Genomic DNA, 16,558 nt, shown 5'->3' on the forward strand with positions numbered 1-16,558 from the left:
AGTGATTGCTTAAACTCAATATTTTGAGGTTTAACTAATCACTGCTTATGGGGAATATAAACATAATCGCTCTTGTAAATCTTTTAATATTTCTTCAGGCATTTCCCTAATTGTAATATCCTTCCCTAGAAAAAGCAGCCAATTTATTATTTCCGTCACTTCATCGGGATTGTTAACATTGATAAAAGTTTTTAAAATGGCTGTGGATTGGTAAGGATTAGTATAAGATATTGAAATTTTTAAAGGATGGTATTTTTTGAACTGGGCAATTGCTGTGGGACCAAGTTCAAGTACAAGGTTAATTGCTTCAGCCTTCTTACTTAGTTTTTCTAAAATCTTTTTCTTATTGAGCCTTTTATTCGTCGTGTATGGTTCAATATTGTTGAGATCATCGACAGGAAACATTAACTTCTTTTCTTCTTTTAAGTCAAATCCTTCAATAATCCAATGGCTTTTTTCTTGATAAAGGTGTAATAGATAAATTGGATAAGACTTAATTTTTTCATCTTCTTTAATGGTAATCAATAAATGGTTATCCAAAAGAAGGATTTGAATGAGTTTTTCTAACATAGGATGGGGGAGATCAGAAAGCTCAAGTAGATCGGGATTATGAGGATTAGTTCCTTGGAACAGCAAGAGTTGATTTAAAAGAACAAGGTCATCCTGCTGGGTTTCTGAGATGAGTCCTAGTAGTTTTTCGGCTAAAGATTGACGACTCTTTAGGTAGGGAAGTTGTTGATTCCTCGTAGCCATAAAGGCAATAAAAAGAGCTTTCACTTCATTATCAGTAAAGCGAACAACGGGCAGTATAGAATTATGCATAACAAAATACCCACCCGTTCTCCCAACTTCAGCGACAAGTGGCATTCCCATAGCTTCAATTTCTCTAATGTCTCTAATAGCTGTCGATCGTGATATGTTAAATTCTCGTATGATTTCAGAAATTGTAAAGTGGGAGCGGTTGTTAATATATCGCATAATTGTATTAATCCGTTCAACTTTTTTCATTTTGGTCTCCTAAACAGTATCATTTTTTGACATGGTTTAAAGATATTATAAACGTATCAGATGAAAAGATAAATCGTTTGATTAATAAAAAAAGAGGCAGGTTTTGTATATGAAAAATTATACTATAGAAGAAAAAGATAGCTTTATTGTGTTAGGTATTGGAACTGAAATTAAGAGTGAGTACACAGACTTTGCTGGAATAAATAAAGAAAAGGAAGACTTTTGGTCGGCTGTTAAAGAGGATGGAAGGCTGGACACTTTAAAAGCTTTAGCGACAAATGAATACATTTTTTCTGTGAGCGAAGCGGTGAATAACAAAATGATGTATTATGCGGGTGTCATGACAGAAGCACAAATAGAAGAAGAATCTAGAGTGATTCAGTTTCCGAGGGGAGAATACTTAGTAGTAAAAGGGGAAGACAAAACAGCTGAAGAGTTAAGTAAAAAGTTGACTGGCATCGCCTTCGGTCAAGCTTTACCAGATGCAAATGAATTTGCTTATGTTGGTGGACCAAATACGACGGTTGAGATGGGGAAAAGAAACGGCTTAGTGTTTGGTGAAATGTGGATTCCAGTTGTAAGGAAGTAAAGTGATAAAAGATACGAATATGGGAAGTAGAGGCTAACAATCTTGGATTGTTGGCCTTCTTAACATGAATATAATATTCATATGTCTATTGTATTTTTTGCGGCAAGATTAAATAGCTTTTTTGTTACTTTACAATAAAGTATACTTAATATCAGTAATTCATATAATTAGGAGTGGTTTCTATATTTAGAGAAAATACAAAAAGGATACTTCTGTCATTAGTAACAAATCCAATACTAATAATTGTATACGGGATCTTTTGCTATGAGTTGGCCTTATACTGTAAGTACGGAAGAATGAATTATAATATTTACATTTTGTTATTATGTATAGTACTTTTTATATCCATAACTACATTTACTACAATGCGGGTGATAAAAAATAGAGAATATGAATCTAAAAAATTAACAAATTCAATATCATGGAGATCCATTTCTATTATCATTATTGTTGCAATTACATCATTTTATGGGATGCAGATTTATAAAAGTGCAATAAATTACAATGGTAAATTGGCATGGTTTATAGAAAAGTTAAAACATGAAAGGTCAGTTAAACTTAAACATAATAATATATATAAGTCTGGAGTAGAAGGTATTTTTGAAGATATAAATAAAAAATATCCTTTGCCAAAGAAATTGTATATGGCAACTGATTTTGATCTTACATTTCATTCAGATGGAACAATCACAGCGTTTGATACATTTGTTTATGGGAAAAATGTTGATGGGAAAGAAGAAACTTATTTAATCTCTTATAATAAGAAGAAATCAGAAGATATTACTATAATACGAGACGGATACGCAAAGCCTGATTATAATGATGATAAATTAGTAGAACCTTTAATTAAAACGGTTAAGGCGATTCCAGTTAAGCAAACGGTTAGAAAATGGAATGAAAGTAAGTATGGGTTGATTTATTATGGGAAAAGAAATTGGGGATCCAATACAGAGGGAATTATTAATATTACTGAGGATGGTAAGGGGCAGAGTCTTAAAGAAGCATCTTCTGATATCATTGGATATACTGTATCTATATTTGTCCCTGGAAAAGAGAAAGAGCTAGTCCCTGCTAGATATAATTTAATAAGTGACGCAAGTTGGAGTAAATCAAAGACGCCTCCAAAAGAAGATATGCTTAAAGAGAAGAAACAACAAGATTTAAAGAATGAAAAAGAACAGTTTTTCCTATCGAAAGAAATTGGTTATAAACTAAATATGACAGATAAAGCATTAGGGAGCGCTTTTTATTCATTAAGCAAGACTAGTGATGAAGGGAAAACATGGGAGGTTATCAATCCAGACCCATTTAATGGGGGGATTGGTAGTGTATCAGGAATCACTTTTATAAATGATAAACTTGGGTTTTTAGGAGCAATTAGGCCTTCTGGTAATGAAGGAGAGTTATATCGTACAGATGATGGGGGAGTATCTTTCAAAAAGGTAGAATATCCGCCGCATGAAGTGAAATTAGATCATACACAGTCCACAATAAGTCCTTTTGATTCACCTAGTATGCCATATGAGAAAGATGGGGTTTTTAATATGTTAGTTGGACAAGGGGCAGATGGAGACTACAATGGCGATAGTAGTGCACTTTATCAATCAAAAGATAACGGAGAGACATGGGAATTTGTAGAAGAAGTGAAAAAGAAATAATCAGAATGTTTTTTTAAAAATAAGGTAACTACTCAGCTATACATTTCATGACGGACAGGAAGAATTTACGAGTGAAATAATTAAAGTTCTTTCTCATGCTGGAGATTGGTTAATATGGTCTACTATTCTTGCATCTTCCATCATGTATACTGTTACTTTATATAAGAATCATCCAGATATCAGAAAAATTATACATGCTCGTTTTGAAGAAATAAAGCAACGAATAAAATATTAATGTAACTAATAAAAAACGTTATTCTTTCTAGTAATTTTGCTTATTTAGAAAGAATAACGTTTTTGTTTTTTAATACTCAAGTAATAGTTTACCTGCAGTTCCTATCATATAATTTATTGAATTTTAATATACGTTATGTATAACAGATATTTACCTTATAAAATAAGGGGGGAATATTATGACTGAGACAAAGGAATCTTCAGGAGTCAATTTGAAAAAAGATGTGAAGTTTTCTATTATAATTCCTGCACACAATGAAGAAAAGTACATTAGAAAATGTTTAGATTCAATTGCAAAGGCATCAGAGGCATATAAAGAGCAAACGGAAGTTATAGTTGTTTTAAATCGTTGCACAGATAAAACAGAGGAAATAGCAAAATCTTATAATTGTATTATATTGAAAAATAACGATAAAAACTTATCTAAAATTCGAAATGCAGGGGCTAAAATAGCCAGTGGAGAAATAATCGTTACTATAGACGCTGATACGATAATGACAGAGTCTATGTTGTCTAATGTAGATAAATATTTAGCTTCAGGTAAATACATTGGTGGTGGGGTGAATGGGAAGTTTGAAAGAATATCTTTAGGAATATTTCTCTCCGCAATGTTAATCATAATCCCTTTACTTTTTAAGTACGGAGCTATATCTGTAGGGATTTTTTGGTGCTATAGAAAAGACTTTATGGCAATCAATGGATTTAATGAAAACATGCTTATGGCAGAAGATGCAGATTTCGCAAAACGTTTAAAAGAGTGGGGAAAGAAAAATAATAAGAAATTCGGTACTATTAAAAATGGAATGATAACTTCATGCAGAAGATTTGATACATATGGATACTGGACTTTATTTAAAAATCCAAAAGTAATTTTAGCTTATCTAAAAGGAAATGATAGAAAATACGCAGATAAGACATATTATGATAACCAAGAAAGATAAAAGTGGAGAAAAGCGGCAGAGGATAGCTAGTACTTTTTTTAGATATGATGAGAATCCAACTTAATTTAATAGATACTATAAGAAAACCATCAATTTGATTACCCTTTTTCAAATTGATGGTTTTTATTTTTGAAATAAATATGTATTTTTTATAAAAATATTTTTTGACCCCCATAAAACTTTGTACTCCTCCGAATATGTATAGTGGAAAAAATAAATAGAAGAAAAATGACTATGAAAGAATATAGAAGTATTAATAAAATTACTAGATTAAGTGGGCATCCGAAGTAAAAGGATGAAATTACCAATTATATAGAGGAGAGTTATTCAAGGATTGCAGATAAAATAGAAAAAGAATAAGCAAAACGAACGGTAGAGAATAAGAAAGTAGATAAAAATACAAACTTAACTTTAGTGCCGAGAGAAAAGGAAAAATCATTAAGAAAACGTTAGACTCTAAAAATATAACTAACAGCAAGAAAACAAGACCGAAGAAAAGTACCAAGAAAATCTGGTTAAATGGTCACTTGTGTAGTGACCATTTTGCTATTTGAAGGAGGCTGGGAGATTACAAGTGTTGAGTTTAGTAATGAAGATCTTAAGAAAACCGAAAATAGAAGATATCGTATGTAACATACAAAATAATGAAGAAGATAAAGAAGCGTTTATCGTACAGTATCAGCCTTTTATTAGAAAATCAATCTCATCTGTCTGCCGCCGATATATTACAGAACAGGATGATGAATATAGCATTGGATTGTTTGCGTTTAACGAAGCAATTGAAAAGTATTCCTATACAAAAGGAAAATCTTTTTTAGCGTTTGCTGATCTTCTTATAAAAAGAGATGTAATTGACTATATACGTAAGGAGTCTAAACATAACTTTGTCTTTTTAAAAGAAGATGAGCAAGAGGAAATGTTAGAAATGCAAGTGTCGCTTACGGAGTATATGAAAGAGATGGAAAATAGTAACCGTAAGGAGGAAATTCTTCATTTTCAAAGTGTGCTAGCTGAGTTTAAAATCACATTCTCAGAGCTTGCTAAAGAATCTCCTAAGCATCGTGATACGCGTGAGCACTTAATAGAAATTGTGAAAATTATTATAAAAGAAGAGGAAATGATGGAAGAGCTGTTCCGAAAGAAAAAGTTACCACTTAAACATATTGAACCGCGTGTTAGGGTAAGTCGCAAAACATTGGAGCGTCATAGAAAATATATCATTGCAATGTGTATTATCTTTGCAAACAACTATACATACATTCTTGATTATATAAAGGGGGGAAAGCATGATGAATAAAGGAATTGTGATGGATATAAAAAAGCATAGCGTAGTTGTTTTAACACCAAATGGAGAGTTTATTACGTGTAAAAGAAAAGGGGATTCTTGCATAATCGGGGAGGAAATCTCATTTGATGAGCAAGAACAAAAAGTATCGTATTTTTCGATCCCTTCCTTTTTAAAGCCTGCATCAATACTTGTTGCTTGTTTTCTATTTGCAGTGCTGTTTTTCTACAACCAACCAGAAGAAAAAGTATTTGCTTACGTCTCAGTTGATATAAATCCAAGTTTAGAGGTGAGCGTAACAAAGGATTTTCGTGTTATAGATTTGCAGGCTTGTAATGATGATGGAAGGCGTATTTTAAAAGAATTGAAGCAATGGGAAAATAAACAATTGCAAGAAGTAATACGTACTATTATAAAGCAAAGTCAAGAGGATAAGTATTTAACGAATGATAAGCAAGTTATGCTAACAGCAGTTGCAAAGGACAAGGCACTAGAACCACTTTTGGAAAAGGAAATGAAAGAATTAAAGAAAGAATATGAGCTAAAACATATTACAGTTGAATATCAAAGTAGCACAATGCAAGTAAGAGAGAATGCTAGAAAAGCTGGAATTGGCACAGGTGTCTATATAAAGCAAGAGAATGAGAAGAACAAATCACTTACGCCTCCTGCCACCCCGTCTAATCCGGTGGAAAACGAAGAAGAGGTGCAATCACAGCCGGAGTCATCTCATGATACATCACTGGATTTGTCTCCTGTAAAAGAAAAAAAATATGAAAAGCAAGAGCAGAAAGAACAAAAGAAAACAGAGGAACAGCCATCCAAGCAAATAAAAGAAAACAATGGAAGAGGATCTCAGCAAGAAAATAGAGGGAATCAACAAGAGAATAACAGTAGAGAAGCTCAACAAGGAAATAATGGGAATCAGCAAGTGAACAACGGAAGAGGATCTCAACAAGGGAATAATGGAAATGGGCAAGTGAACAACGGAAGAGGATCTCAACAAGGGAATAATGGAAATGGGCAAGTGAACAACGGAAGAGGATCTCAACAAGGGAATAATGGAAATGAGCAAGTGAACAACGGAAGAGGATCTCAACAGGGAAATAACGGAAACGAGCAAGGGAACAATGGAAGAGGGTCTCAACAAGGGAATAATGGAAATGGGCAAGGGAACAATGGAAGAAATCCTCAACAAGGAAATAATGGGAATCAGCAAGGGAACAATGGAAGAGGATCCCAGAAAGAAAATGACGGAAACGAGCAAGGGAACAATGGTAGGGGGTCTCAACAAGAAAATAGAGGCCACCAGCAAGGGAATGAAAAGAAGAATCAATAGAATATGGAAGTGAGAGATTCATTTCAAAGCTAAAAGGATTTATTCCGCTATTTGCTGGGCAGCCCGATTGGTGAGGGCTGATGATTAGTGGGGGATGAACAAAACCCCCACTGATTAAAGTTGCACTTTATTATTCTATAGTTTTATTAAGAAGGAGTATGTGAAAAATATAATGGAGAAAAACATTCAACAAGAGAAAGATAAAGAAAAACCTGTTTTTTATGATCCGAAAGGAAGGAGAAACATAGCCTTTATTTGGTTTCTATGTATCTCAATAGTTAGTGTAAGTGTTGTATTTTATTTTTTCTTTCAAAGTATTTTTTCAACACCAGAAATTCCAAATATGAATACCGCTGTACAACAAGATACGAAACTTGTACCAATTAATCAAAAACTTAGTGATCAGGAGTTAAAGGAGGAAGCATTTAACCCAAATACCGAAACGAAGGATAATAAAAATTTGGTGAATCCGCCGAAGGATAGTAAACATCCTAAAGAAGTGTATGGTTTTTATGTAAACTGGGATGAAAATAGTACCGCTTCTTTAAAAGAAAATATCGATTCATTAACCACGTTAGTACCAGAATGGTATCATTTAAAAGAAGATTTAACGATTAGAAGTGAGATAAAACCTGAGATTGTAAAACTAGCAAAAAAAAATCATGTGAAGATTATGCCGTTACTTACTAACTATACAGAAAAAGCTTCTGGCCCTGATAGTGAGCTTATCCATAAGTTACTGAATTCGCCGAATGATGTGAAGACGAAATTTATTAATAATTTAGTAAGCGAAGTTAAAAAGAGTCAGTTTTCAGGTATTAATATTGACTTTGAGTCCGTACCTGAAAGTGATAAAGAAAACTTAACAAATTTTATGAAAGAACTTACTATGGCCTTTCATAAACATGATTTGCTCGTCACACAAGATGTTCCAGCTAATGATAAGGCTTTTGATTATAGTGCATTAGGAAAAATAATAGATCGTATGATTGTAATGATGTACGATGAGCACTATGGAGCCGGGGAACCAGGACCAATTGCTTCAAATAAATGGTTCCAACATACATTAAAAGAACTGAATATTCCGTCTGATAAACTTATAGTTGCTTTCGGTAACTATGGATACGATTGGGAAGTAAATAGTAAAGAAGCTGCAAAGTCTATGACTTTCTCAGAAGTTATGGCAATGGCTCATGATTCAAATATAAAAATTCAATGGGATAAGATGAGTGGAAATCCGTATTTTAGATATAAAACAGGAGAGAAAGAACATACTGCTTGGTTCTTAGACGGTGTTACTCTTTATAATCAAGTGAAAATCGCAATGGACAATAATGCAAAGGGGTTTGCGCTATGGAGATTAGGAGCAGAAGATCCTACAATATGGAAAGTTTTAAAAAATCCTATTGAGGTACAAAAAAATCCTAATGTATTACATAAAATCAGTAGTTTAGATGAAGTGAATTATTCTGGACAAGGTGAAATTTTACAGATTGAGAATGAAAGAAAAAATGGATTGAGAGATTTTAAAGTAGGCAAAGATGGTTATATTACAGATGAAGTATATCAATCCTTACCATCTGCATATGAAGTGCAACGATATGGAAAACCAAATGAGAAACAAGTAGTATTAACATTTGATGATGGACCAGACCCGAAATATACGCCAGAAATTTTAGATATATTAAAAGAGAATCAAATAAAAGCTGCTTTTTTTGTACTTGGTGAAAACGCGCAACTAAATACTAGTATTGTAAAAAGAATATACGATGAAGGGCATGAAATTGGCAATCATACTTTCAAGCATCCTAACGTCGCTGATACGTCTTTACTACGAACAAAATTAGAACTTAATACGACGCAACGTTTAATTCAGGAAATAACTGGACATTCTACGGTTTTATTTAGACCGCCATATGAAGCCGATGCTAACCCAGATTCATCAAATGAAATATTGCCTATTTTGCGTGCACAAAATATGAACTATACAATGGTGGCGGAAAAAGTTGATCCTGAAGACTGGGCAACACCATCAACGAATGAATTAGTAAAGCGTGCTCTTACTCCCATTTATAAGGGAGAGGGAAATATTGTTCTTCTCCATGATGCGGGAGGGAATCGTGCCCATACGGTAGAAGCGCTTCCCATTATTATTAAAGAACTTAAAAAAAATGGATATAGTTTTGTAACAATTTCAGATTTAATGAATAAAGAACGAGATGAAATTATGCCTCCTGTTTCTTCTGAGGGGAAGCAATATTTACTTTACAATAAAGCTGTCTTTTCAGGGGCAGGATACTTTAAGCATATATTAACAACTATTTTTTATATTGCTATTGGATTAGGGATTTTTCGATTTTTATTCTTAATTTATTTTGCATGGAAGCAGAAAAGAAAAACGTTATCTCGCTATATTAATTCGTCCTATCAACCTTTTGTTAGTGTTGTCATAGCAGCATATAATGAAGAAAAGGTGATAGCCAAGACAATTCACTCAATTTTGGATAGTAATTATAGAGAATTTGAAGTTATTGTTGTGGATGACGGATCGACAGATGGTACGTCAAAAGTAATGAAAGAAACATTTTATAAACACCCTAAAGTTCGTTTCATTCAGAAAGAAAACGGCGGGAAATCATCGGCAATGAACCTAGGGTTTCAACAATCGCGAGGAGAAATAATTGTCACTTTAGATGCGGATACTATTATTGCGCAAGATGCCATTTTTCTAATGGTTAGACACTTTGAAGATCAGAATGTAGCTGCAGTTTCAGGTAATGTCAAAGTGGGGAATAGACGGAATTTGTTAACTACTTGGCAACATGTTGAGTACATTACAGGGTTTAATTTAGAACGTAGAGCTTTTGATGAGTTAAATTGTATTACAGTAGTTCCAGGAGCTATTGGGGCGTGGCGCAAAAAGAATGTAGTTGAATCTGGATATTTAAGCGAAGATACGTTAGCAGAAGATACGGATCTTACTATTACATTTTTACGTCAAGGGCATAGAATTGTATATGAAGAAAAAGCTCATGCTTTTACGGAATCACCTGAAGATGTGAAAAGTCTCATTAAACAGCGGTATCGTTGGTCATATGGTACACTTCAATGTCTTTGGAAACATCGAAAAGCGTTATGTAATCCAAAGCATAAAACATTAGGATTTATTGCACTGCCTAATATGTGGTTATTCCAATATGTGCTGCAATTCATTGCTCCTTTTGCAGATATATTAATGATTATAGGAATATTTAGTAGTAATCCGCTAAAAGTTTTAGGATTTTATCTTGTATTCTTTTTAATGGATCTTCTCGCTTCTCTGTTCGCATTTAAATTAGAGGAAGAGAACCCAAAACCATTGGCATGGTTAATTTTACAACGTTTTATTTATCGTCAATTTATGACTTATGTTGTCATTAAATCTATATTCTCATCGCTTCGAGGAGTAGCGGTAGGGTGGAATAAACTAAAGAGAATGGGGAGTGTTAAACATTCCACGGAACATAAGGAGGCATCATAAAAGGGCAGACTATCTGCTCTTTTTTTCATTGGTTTTAGTTAGTTGAATGTAGAGGTGTAGTATAAAAACTGCTGCTTCTATAATGAGATTCCTATTCATCATTAATGGTGAGACATTATGTTAAGCTAATCCTTTAGTTTCGGATTAAAGTTTTTTTATATTTTTTTTCAATGACGGACACAAAAACGCATATACCTTCGAATTATATATATGGATAACATAAATATGTATATAAAAGGGGAGAAATAAGATGAAAGAAAAAAAAGAAATGTTTCAAGAAATCGCTGAGGTGTTAAAGGTATTGGCGCATCCAGTTCGTCTATCTTTAGTAAAAATAATGCTTGCAAAAGGTCCTACTAATGTAACAACAATGTATGGGGATTTACAAATGCCTCAAAGTACAATTAGTCAACATTTATCTAAATTAAAAGCTGCTAAAATGGTTACAGGTACTCGGAAAGGATTAGAAATTTATTATGAGGTAACTGACAATCGCACAAAATCAATATTAGCATGTTTAGTTTAAATGATGATTTCTATTTCAAAATAAAAAGCGCTATTCTTTTCTATGATTTTACAGAGAGAATAGCGTTTTTTATTTTTAAGGAGTATCTTTTTATATGCCTATAGAATGGAGTGAAAGGTTTATGGGTTTAAATGTACCTACTATTACCTTAGGTTCTAATGCGTCTAATAATGAAAAAATTCTCGGTTTAGGGGTGCTTCTTTACAGCTTACGTACAATTGAGATTAGAAAAAGTAGAGCGAGCGTTTAATGAGGCTGAAGTAGTGTTTATATGCGAAACTTTATAGAAATCTCATTTTTCTAATTGTATCTTTTTAGATTGATGGATGTGGGGTCACGTCCATCAATCTAAGAAAACAAGTTAGCTAAAAAATGATGAAAATAAACTTTATAGAAATAAAAAATATGAACGTAGAGGATGAAACAAAGTATATAGTGCTTTTTTAGTCATGTAATCTTTTAATCTGATGATCTTTTCCCCATTCAAACAGATTATCCATTATTTGCATTAAAGATTTTCCGTATTCACTTAGTGTGTACTCAACCTTTGGTGGAACTTCTTGATATACGGTACGATAGATAATCCCATCAGCTTCAAGTTGCCGAAGTTGTTGTGTAAGAACCTTTTGTGTAATGTTTGGGATTTCTCGTTTAATTTCATTTGTTCGCATTTTTCCATCCGACAAAATACATAAAATATGAACTTTCCATTTTCCACCGATTACATCGAGTGTTGTTGCAATTGGGCAATTATCATTTTGATTCATATAACACCTCCACAGGTACTTTAAGGTTCCTATAGCACTTTAAAGTACGTACTTTTCAATTATATGTGACTCATTCATACTAATACGTAAAGGGTTGAATAATTTATAAAGGGGATGAAAAAAGATGAAAACACTTGTAATTGTAGCACATCCTGATATTGAAAAATCAAAAATTAATAAAAGATGGATTGAAGAACTTGAGAAATATTCGGATGAAATTACGGTGCATGAATTGTATAAAGTGGCACCGAATTGGGAGTTTAATATTGAAGAAGAGCAAAAGTTATTAGTAGAACATGACAGATATATATTTCAATTTCCGCTTTACTGGTACAGCTCACCACCATTATTAAAAAAATGGTTCGATGATGTATTAACATATGGATTTGCATACGGATCTAAAGGAGATAAAGTGAAGGGGAAAGAATTTGGTGTAGCTATTTCTATAGGTGGATTAGAAAAAGACTATGAAAATAGTAGAATTACAATGGATGAGTTGACGAAACCATTCCAAGCTACATGCTTATACACAGGTATGGAATTTATACCTTCCTTTTATTTATATGGTGCAGAATATAAACTAAGTGATGAAGAGATTGATAAAAGTGCACCTGAGTATGTGCAATATGTGATGAACAAGAAGTATTCTAATATATAATGGGAAATATCCATTTACTTGTAAAGTAAATGGATATTTTATATTCTTCTTATATTCACTAAGTGTAATCTTTAGTAAATTAATAGTTAATCTGGTAAAATAAAAAACCTAACATATATAAAGGGGAGTTTTACTTGAGAACGATGCGACAATTATTACAAAAGAGAGCAATGCAATCACCAAATTTGGAAGCGCTTGTAGGGGGGAAGAAAAGATATTCGTTTCAGCAATATAATGAACGAGTAAATCAGTTTGCACATTATTTGTTATATAATGGTGTGCAAAGAGGAGATCGTATAGGAATACTATGCAAAAATAATCACCCATTTCCAAGCGTTATGATGGCAAGTTTAAAAATTGGAGCGGTATTTATTCCGCTAAATCATCAGCTGACTGTTTATGAATTAGAAACGATTGTAAAAGAAGCGAAATTAAAAGTGTTAGTTATTGATGAAGAATTTAATGAAGTGTTATTAAAGGTTGATGCTGTTAAAGAAATTCCTTATGTAATTCAAACGACAAAAGAAGACTTTGGTTCATTTGAATTAGAGTTGCAAAAACAGCCAACGACAGAACCGAACGTAGAAGTTCATGAAGAAGACGATGCCATTTACTTGTTTACATCAGGAACGACTGGACAGGCAAAAGCATGTGTAATTGGACATAAAAACTTACATCATTATTTTGCTGAAATTGCGGGACAAAGAGAAATTCCAGCAGGTGAACGCTTTTTATCTGTGCATCCATTGTTTCATATGAGTGGCGTGCTTTCTATTTTAAATTGTATTTATCATGGCGTTACGATGATCTTCTTAGCTGATTCGAATCCTGCTCTTATTTGGGATAAGATTGAAGAAGAGAAAATTACTACGATGCTTGCTTTCCCAGCCGTTTATAGTTACATGCTTGATGAACTAAATAAAAAAGAACGTAACATTTCAACCTTTAAAGTAGCACAAAGCGGTGGTACAAAAGTGCCAGAAACACTCATTCAAAAATATATGGAAAAAGGCATATATATGGTGCAAGGCTATGGTAGTACAGAAGGTTGGGTTGTAACCTCATGGCATCCAATGATGGGAAAAGAAAAGATGTCTTCTGTAGGAAAGACCTTGAAAAATGTAGAGGTGAAAATTGTTCACCCAGAAACAGGACATGAACTAACAACAAATGAAGTTGGAGAGATTCATGTGAAAAGTCCATACATGTTTAAAGGATATTGGAATAATGAAAAGGCGACAAAGAAGGTAGTAAAAGATAACTGGTTTAACATGGGCGATGCTGGCATGATAGATGATGATGGATTCCTGCATATTATGGGAAGATATAAAGACGTTATTATACGCGGTGGTGACAACGTATATCCAGATCAAGTAGAAGATGTTATTCATGAAATACATGGTGTTTTAGAAGTTGCAGTAGTTGGAGTTCCAGATGACTTTTGGGGAGAGGTTCCAAGAGCTTACATTGTGAAGGATGGCGAAACAACATTAACAGAAGAAAGTATTATTCAGTATTGTAAGGAGAAGTTAGCAAGTTACAAAATTCCAGAAGTGGTATTCATAGATGAGTTACCGAAAAACGCTTTAGGAAAAGTGTTGAAGAGGGAATTACGAGATGCTGTTCTTGTGAAATAGAAAATTATGAAATAATGGAGAACCCAGTTATGTATAAAGCATGACTGGGTTTTTATGTATCAAAAACATAATAATTTACTAGATTTTGTATTTTGTGTAAGATAATAAAGAATATTCAATTAATAATTTGAGGGATGAAATTAAATGAAGCTAGAAGTAGAGACGGATAGACTCATTATACGTCCATTTCAAAAAGCTGATTATGAAAGTTGGTTAGATGGATTTTCTTATTGATTATAAAAATAAAGAAATGGACAAATAAGGGGAAAAGAAAATGAAGACTATAAATGTATTTCATTACGACGCATTTACGAATAAACCAAATAAGGGAAATCCAGCAGGTATTGTATTAGAAGCAGATGGATTAACGGAAGAGGAAATGCAAATTATTGCTGAAAAAGTTGGATATAACGAAACAACTTTTGTTCTTTCCTCAGAAGTAGGAGATATAAGAATGCGCTATTTTACCCCTGGTTTTGAAATGGATTTATGTGGTCATGGGACAGTAGGAACGATATATGCCTTGCGCGAAAAAGGTTTATTAGAAGAGAAAAGTAACCTTATGATTGAAACGAAGGCTGGGATTTTACCGATACAAATAGGTGTAAAAGAAAATGGAGAAACCTTTATTAAAATGAGGCAGGCAGCACCTCAGTTTAAAGAATTTACGGGTTCAAAAGAAGAATTAGCTCATAGTATCGGTTTAGAAGTAAATGATTTAGATGTAAGTTTACCGATTGTATATGGAAGTACTGGTAATTGGACAGTAATTGTACCGATTAAAAATCTAGATGCGTGTGAGAGAATGAAGCCTAACAATGAGATGTTTCCATCAGTATTAAAAGAAATACCTAACGCTTCTATTCACCCAATTTGTCTAGATACTTATGATGAACTAGCACAAATGCATGGACGTCATTTCTCATCGGCTTATGCTGGAACGATAGAAGATCCAGTGACAGGAACAGCTTCAGGTGTAATGGGGGCGTATTATGCGATGTATTTGGAAAAAGATTTTGACCATGAAATGGAGTTAATTGTTGAACAAGGACAGGAAATACATAAAGATGGTCGTGTAACGGTGTATGTAACGAAAGTTGAAGGGGATGCGAATTTACAAATTGATATTGCTGGAACAGCGGTGTATGTGAAAGAATTTGAAGTTTCAATATAAAAAAGAAAGCCCGGCATACATCCGGACTTTCATTATCTGTTCAATACTTCAATATACGAAGCATTTCCAGTTGTTCTTAAAGCAGAGCGAAAATTGTTATTTTCTAGCGTTTTAGCGACTTGTTGTAACTGCTGTGCATCATCATGATGGATAAGTAAGCTGTCAGCACCGCTTTCTTCTATATGAATGTGTTCGACATTTCCGATTGCATCATGTACAGCTTTTAAAAATTCAGGTTTCATATTGTCCTCCTATATGTATGTAACGTTGTAATTTAGTATTTCCTTATTTATGAAATATAAAAGTAAATGAAAGGAGAAATAAAAATGAATATAAAGCAGTTTAATGAACATATAACATCACTATTTGGAGAGCATCTTCATAAATATGGCGATGATGAATATGGTTTTACTTATATAAGTAAAGATGAATTTCACAAAATCGGTTACACAACAAATTTAACGTTAGAAACTATTGAAGAAGCGTATCGAAATGGAGTTGATATGATAGTTACACATCATGCGCCGTGGAGTTTTTTATTTGGTATGGAAGAGGCTTGTATTGAGAAATTGAAGCAATATGAAATGAATCATTTTTGGATTCATTTACCGTTAGATTTTGTAAAGTTTGGCACGTGTACATCGTTATTTAACGAAATTGGGATAGATACAATACTGGAATATTCAACCTATGAGGAAGAAGAACTACCGGGAATAGGAGAATATAAAGAAGCGATTCCTTTTTCAAACTTAGTTGGAAAACTTGAAGAAAAAATGGAAGAGAAAGTGAAGAGCTGGAGAAATCACGATAAACCAGTAAAACGGATTGCAATCTTAACCGGTGCAGGAAATAATACAAATTTGATTGAACGTGCATTAGAAAAAGGATGTGACACGTACATAACAGGTGAAAAAACATTATATACAGTGCAACATGCGAAATTTAAAGGAATTAATTTAATTGTAGGTAGTCATACGTTTACAGAAGTGTTTGGTATAGAAAGTTTGGCTCATAAATTACAAGACAGAGACCCTGCAATAGAAATTATTAGAGTATATGAAGAGCATTTAGAGTGATAAAATCACGTTATCATAAATGGAATATTGAAGAAAGTCATTGTAATAAAATAAAGTTGTTGTTTGTTATATCAGGGCGATTGAAAGGATTTTACTTTTGTTTGTCAAATAATAGTAAAGTTGTCTTTTGAATTAAGGAAATATTC

The 16,558-nt window shown here is 33.1% G+C and carries 15 protein-coding genes and 2 pseudogenes; 14 read left to right on the forward strand and 3 right to left on the reverse strand.

Going from position 1 to position 16,558, the window contains the following annotated elements; genetic code table 11:
• Nucleotides 1–45 precede the first annotated feature (45 nt).
• A complete protein-coding gene (locus ACTFRY_RS07390) occupies nucleotides 46–1,008 on the reverse strand; it encodes a helix-turn-helix transcriptional regulator (protein ID WP_098617207.1) in 963 nt (320 codons plus the stop codon).
• 109 nt (nucleotides 1,009–1,117) lie between these two features.
• Here ACTFRY_RS07390 and ACTFRY_RS07395 point away from each other — a divergent pair, with 109 nt between their 5' ends.
• From ACTFRY_RS07395 to ACTFRY_RS07435, 9 genes and pseudogenes are all read left to right on the forward strand, one after another.
• Complete coding sequence (locus tag ACTFRY_RS07395; RefSeq protein WP_033694178.1) at nucleotides 1,118–1,597, forward strand: GyrI-like domain-containing protein; 480 nt, start codon at nucleotides 1,118–1,120, stop codon at nucleotides 1,595–1,597.
• 173 nt (nucleotides 1,598–1,770) lie between these two features.
• Entirely contained in the window at nucleotides 1,771–3,255 is a 1,485-nt protein-coding gene (locus ACTFRY_RS07400) for a WD40/YVTN/BNR-like repeat-containing protein (RefSeq protein WP_098617208.1), read from the forward strand.
• A gap of 40 nt (nucleotides 3,256–3,295) precedes the next feature.
• A pseudogene (locus ACTFRY_RS07405) lies at nucleotides 3,296–3,490 on the forward strand (hypothetical protein); the annotation flags it as partial.
• Nucleotides 3,491–3,668: 178 nt separating this feature from the next.
• Entirely contained in the window at nucleotides 3,669–4,430 is a 762-nt protein-coding gene (locus tag ACTFRY_RS07410; protein ID WP_098617209.1) for a glycosyltransferase, read from the forward strand.
• Nucleotides 4,431–5,004: 574 nt separating this feature from the next.
• Complete coding sequence (gene sigI / locus ACTFRY_RS07415) at nucleotides 5,005–5,727, forward strand: RNA polymerase sigma factor SigI (RefSeq protein WP_025708828.1); 723 nt, start codon at nucleotides 5,005–5,007, stop codon at nucleotides 5,725–5,727.
• Nucleotides 5,717–7,054, forward strand: a complete 1,338-nt coding sequence (locus tag ACTFRY_RS07420; RefSeq protein WP_086391384.1) for an anti-sigma factor domain-containing protein — start codon at nucleotides 5,717–5,719, stop codon at nucleotides 7,052–7,054. Before sigI ends, ACTFRY_RS07420 begins: the two co-directional genes overlap by 11 nt.
• A 172-nt stretch (nucleotides 7,055–7,226) precedes the next feature.
• A complete protein-coding gene (locus ACTFRY_RS07425; RefSeq protein WP_098617211.1) occupies nucleotides 7,227–10,574 on the forward strand; it encodes a glycosyltransferase in 3,348 nt (1,115 codons plus the stop codon).
• 250 nt (nucleotides 10,575–10,824) lie between these two features.
• Entirely contained in the window at nucleotides 10,825–11,100 is a 276-nt protein-coding gene (locus tag ACTFRY_RS07430; protein ID WP_000660066.1) for an ArsR/SmtB family transcription factor, read from the forward strand.
• A gap of 94 nt (nucleotides 11,101–11,194) precedes the next feature.
• Complete coding sequence (locus ACTFRY_RS07435) at nucleotides 11,195–11,350, forward strand: hypothetical protein (protein ID WP_001121202.1); 156 nt, start codon at nucleotides 11,195–11,197, stop codon at nucleotides 11,348–11,350.
• Between the two features lie 193 nt (nucleotides 11,351–11,543).
• Here the strand turns inward: ACTFRY_RS07435 and ACTFRY_RS07440 are convergent, their stop codons facing one another.
• Nucleotides 11,544–11,867 (reverse strand): winged helix-turn-helix transcriptional regulator, encoded by a 324-nt coding sequence (locus ACTFRY_RS07440; protein WP_001072981.1) that lies wholly within the window; start codon nucleotides 11,865–11,867, stop codon nucleotides 11,544–11,546.
• A gap of 124 nt (nucleotides 11,868–11,991) precedes the next feature.
• Between ACTFRY_RS07440 and ACTFRY_RS07445 the strand changes: the two genes are divergently transcribed.
• The 4 genes and pseudogenes from ACTFRY_RS07445 to ACTFRY_RS07460 all read left to right on the forward strand — a co-directional run bounded on the left by ACTFRY_RS07445 (nucleotide 11,992) and on the right by ACTFRY_RS07460 (nucleotide 15,336).
• Nucleotides 11,992–12,525 carry an NAD(P)H-dependent oxidoreductase gene (locus tag ACTFRY_RS07445; RefSeq protein WP_000855232.1) on the forward strand — a complete coding sequence of 178 codons (534 nt, stop codon included), beginning with the start codon at nucleotides 11,992–11,994 and terminating at the stop codon, nucleotides 12,523–12,525.
• A 143-nt stretch (nucleotides 12,526–12,668) separates the two neighbouring features.
• Nucleotides 12,669–14,162: a class I adenylate-forming enzyme family protein gene (locus ACTFRY_RS07450; protein WP_098617227.1), complete on the forward strand. Its 1,494-nt coding sequence runs from the start codon at nucleotides 12,669–12,671 to the stop codon at nucleotides 14,160–14,162.
• A gap of 144 nt (nucleotides 14,163–14,306) precedes the next feature.
• Nucleotides 14,307–14,390 (forward strand): annotated as a pseudogene (locus ACTFRY_RS07455) (GNAT family N-acetyltransferase); the annotation flags it as partial.
• Between the two features lie 46 nt (nucleotides 14,391–14,436).
• Nucleotides 14,437–15,336, forward strand: coding sequence for a PhzF family phenazine biosynthesis isomerase (locus ACTFRY_RS07460; RefSeq protein WP_000849320.1), 900 nt, complete (start codon nucleotides 14,437–14,439; stop codon nucleotides 15,334–15,336).
• A 32-nt stretch (nucleotides 15,337–15,368) separates the two neighbouring features.
• Here the strand turns inward: ACTFRY_RS07460 and ACTFRY_RS07465 are convergent, their stop codons facing one another.
• Complete coding sequence (locus ACTFRY_RS07465; protein ID WP_000801654.1) at nucleotides 15,369–15,578, reverse strand: hypothetical protein; 210 nt, start codon at nucleotides 15,576–15,578, stop codon at nucleotides 15,369–15,371.
• Between the two features lie 84 nt (nucleotides 15,579–15,662).
• Between ACTFRY_RS07465 and ACTFRY_RS07470 the strand changes: the two genes are divergently transcribed.
• A complete protein-coding gene (locus ACTFRY_RS07470; RefSeq protein ID WP_001022447.1) occupies nucleotides 15,663–16,412 on the forward strand; it encodes a Nif3-like dinuclear metal center hexameric protein in 750 nt (249 codons plus the stop codon).
• Nucleotides 16,413–16,558 lie beyond the last annotated feature (146 nt).

Origin of the sequence: Bacillus cereus group sp. MYBK195-1, assembly GCF_051916605.1 — a bacterium.
GTDB lineage: Bacteria > Bacillota > Bacilli > Bacillales > Bacillaceae_G > Bacillus_A > Bacillus_A cereus.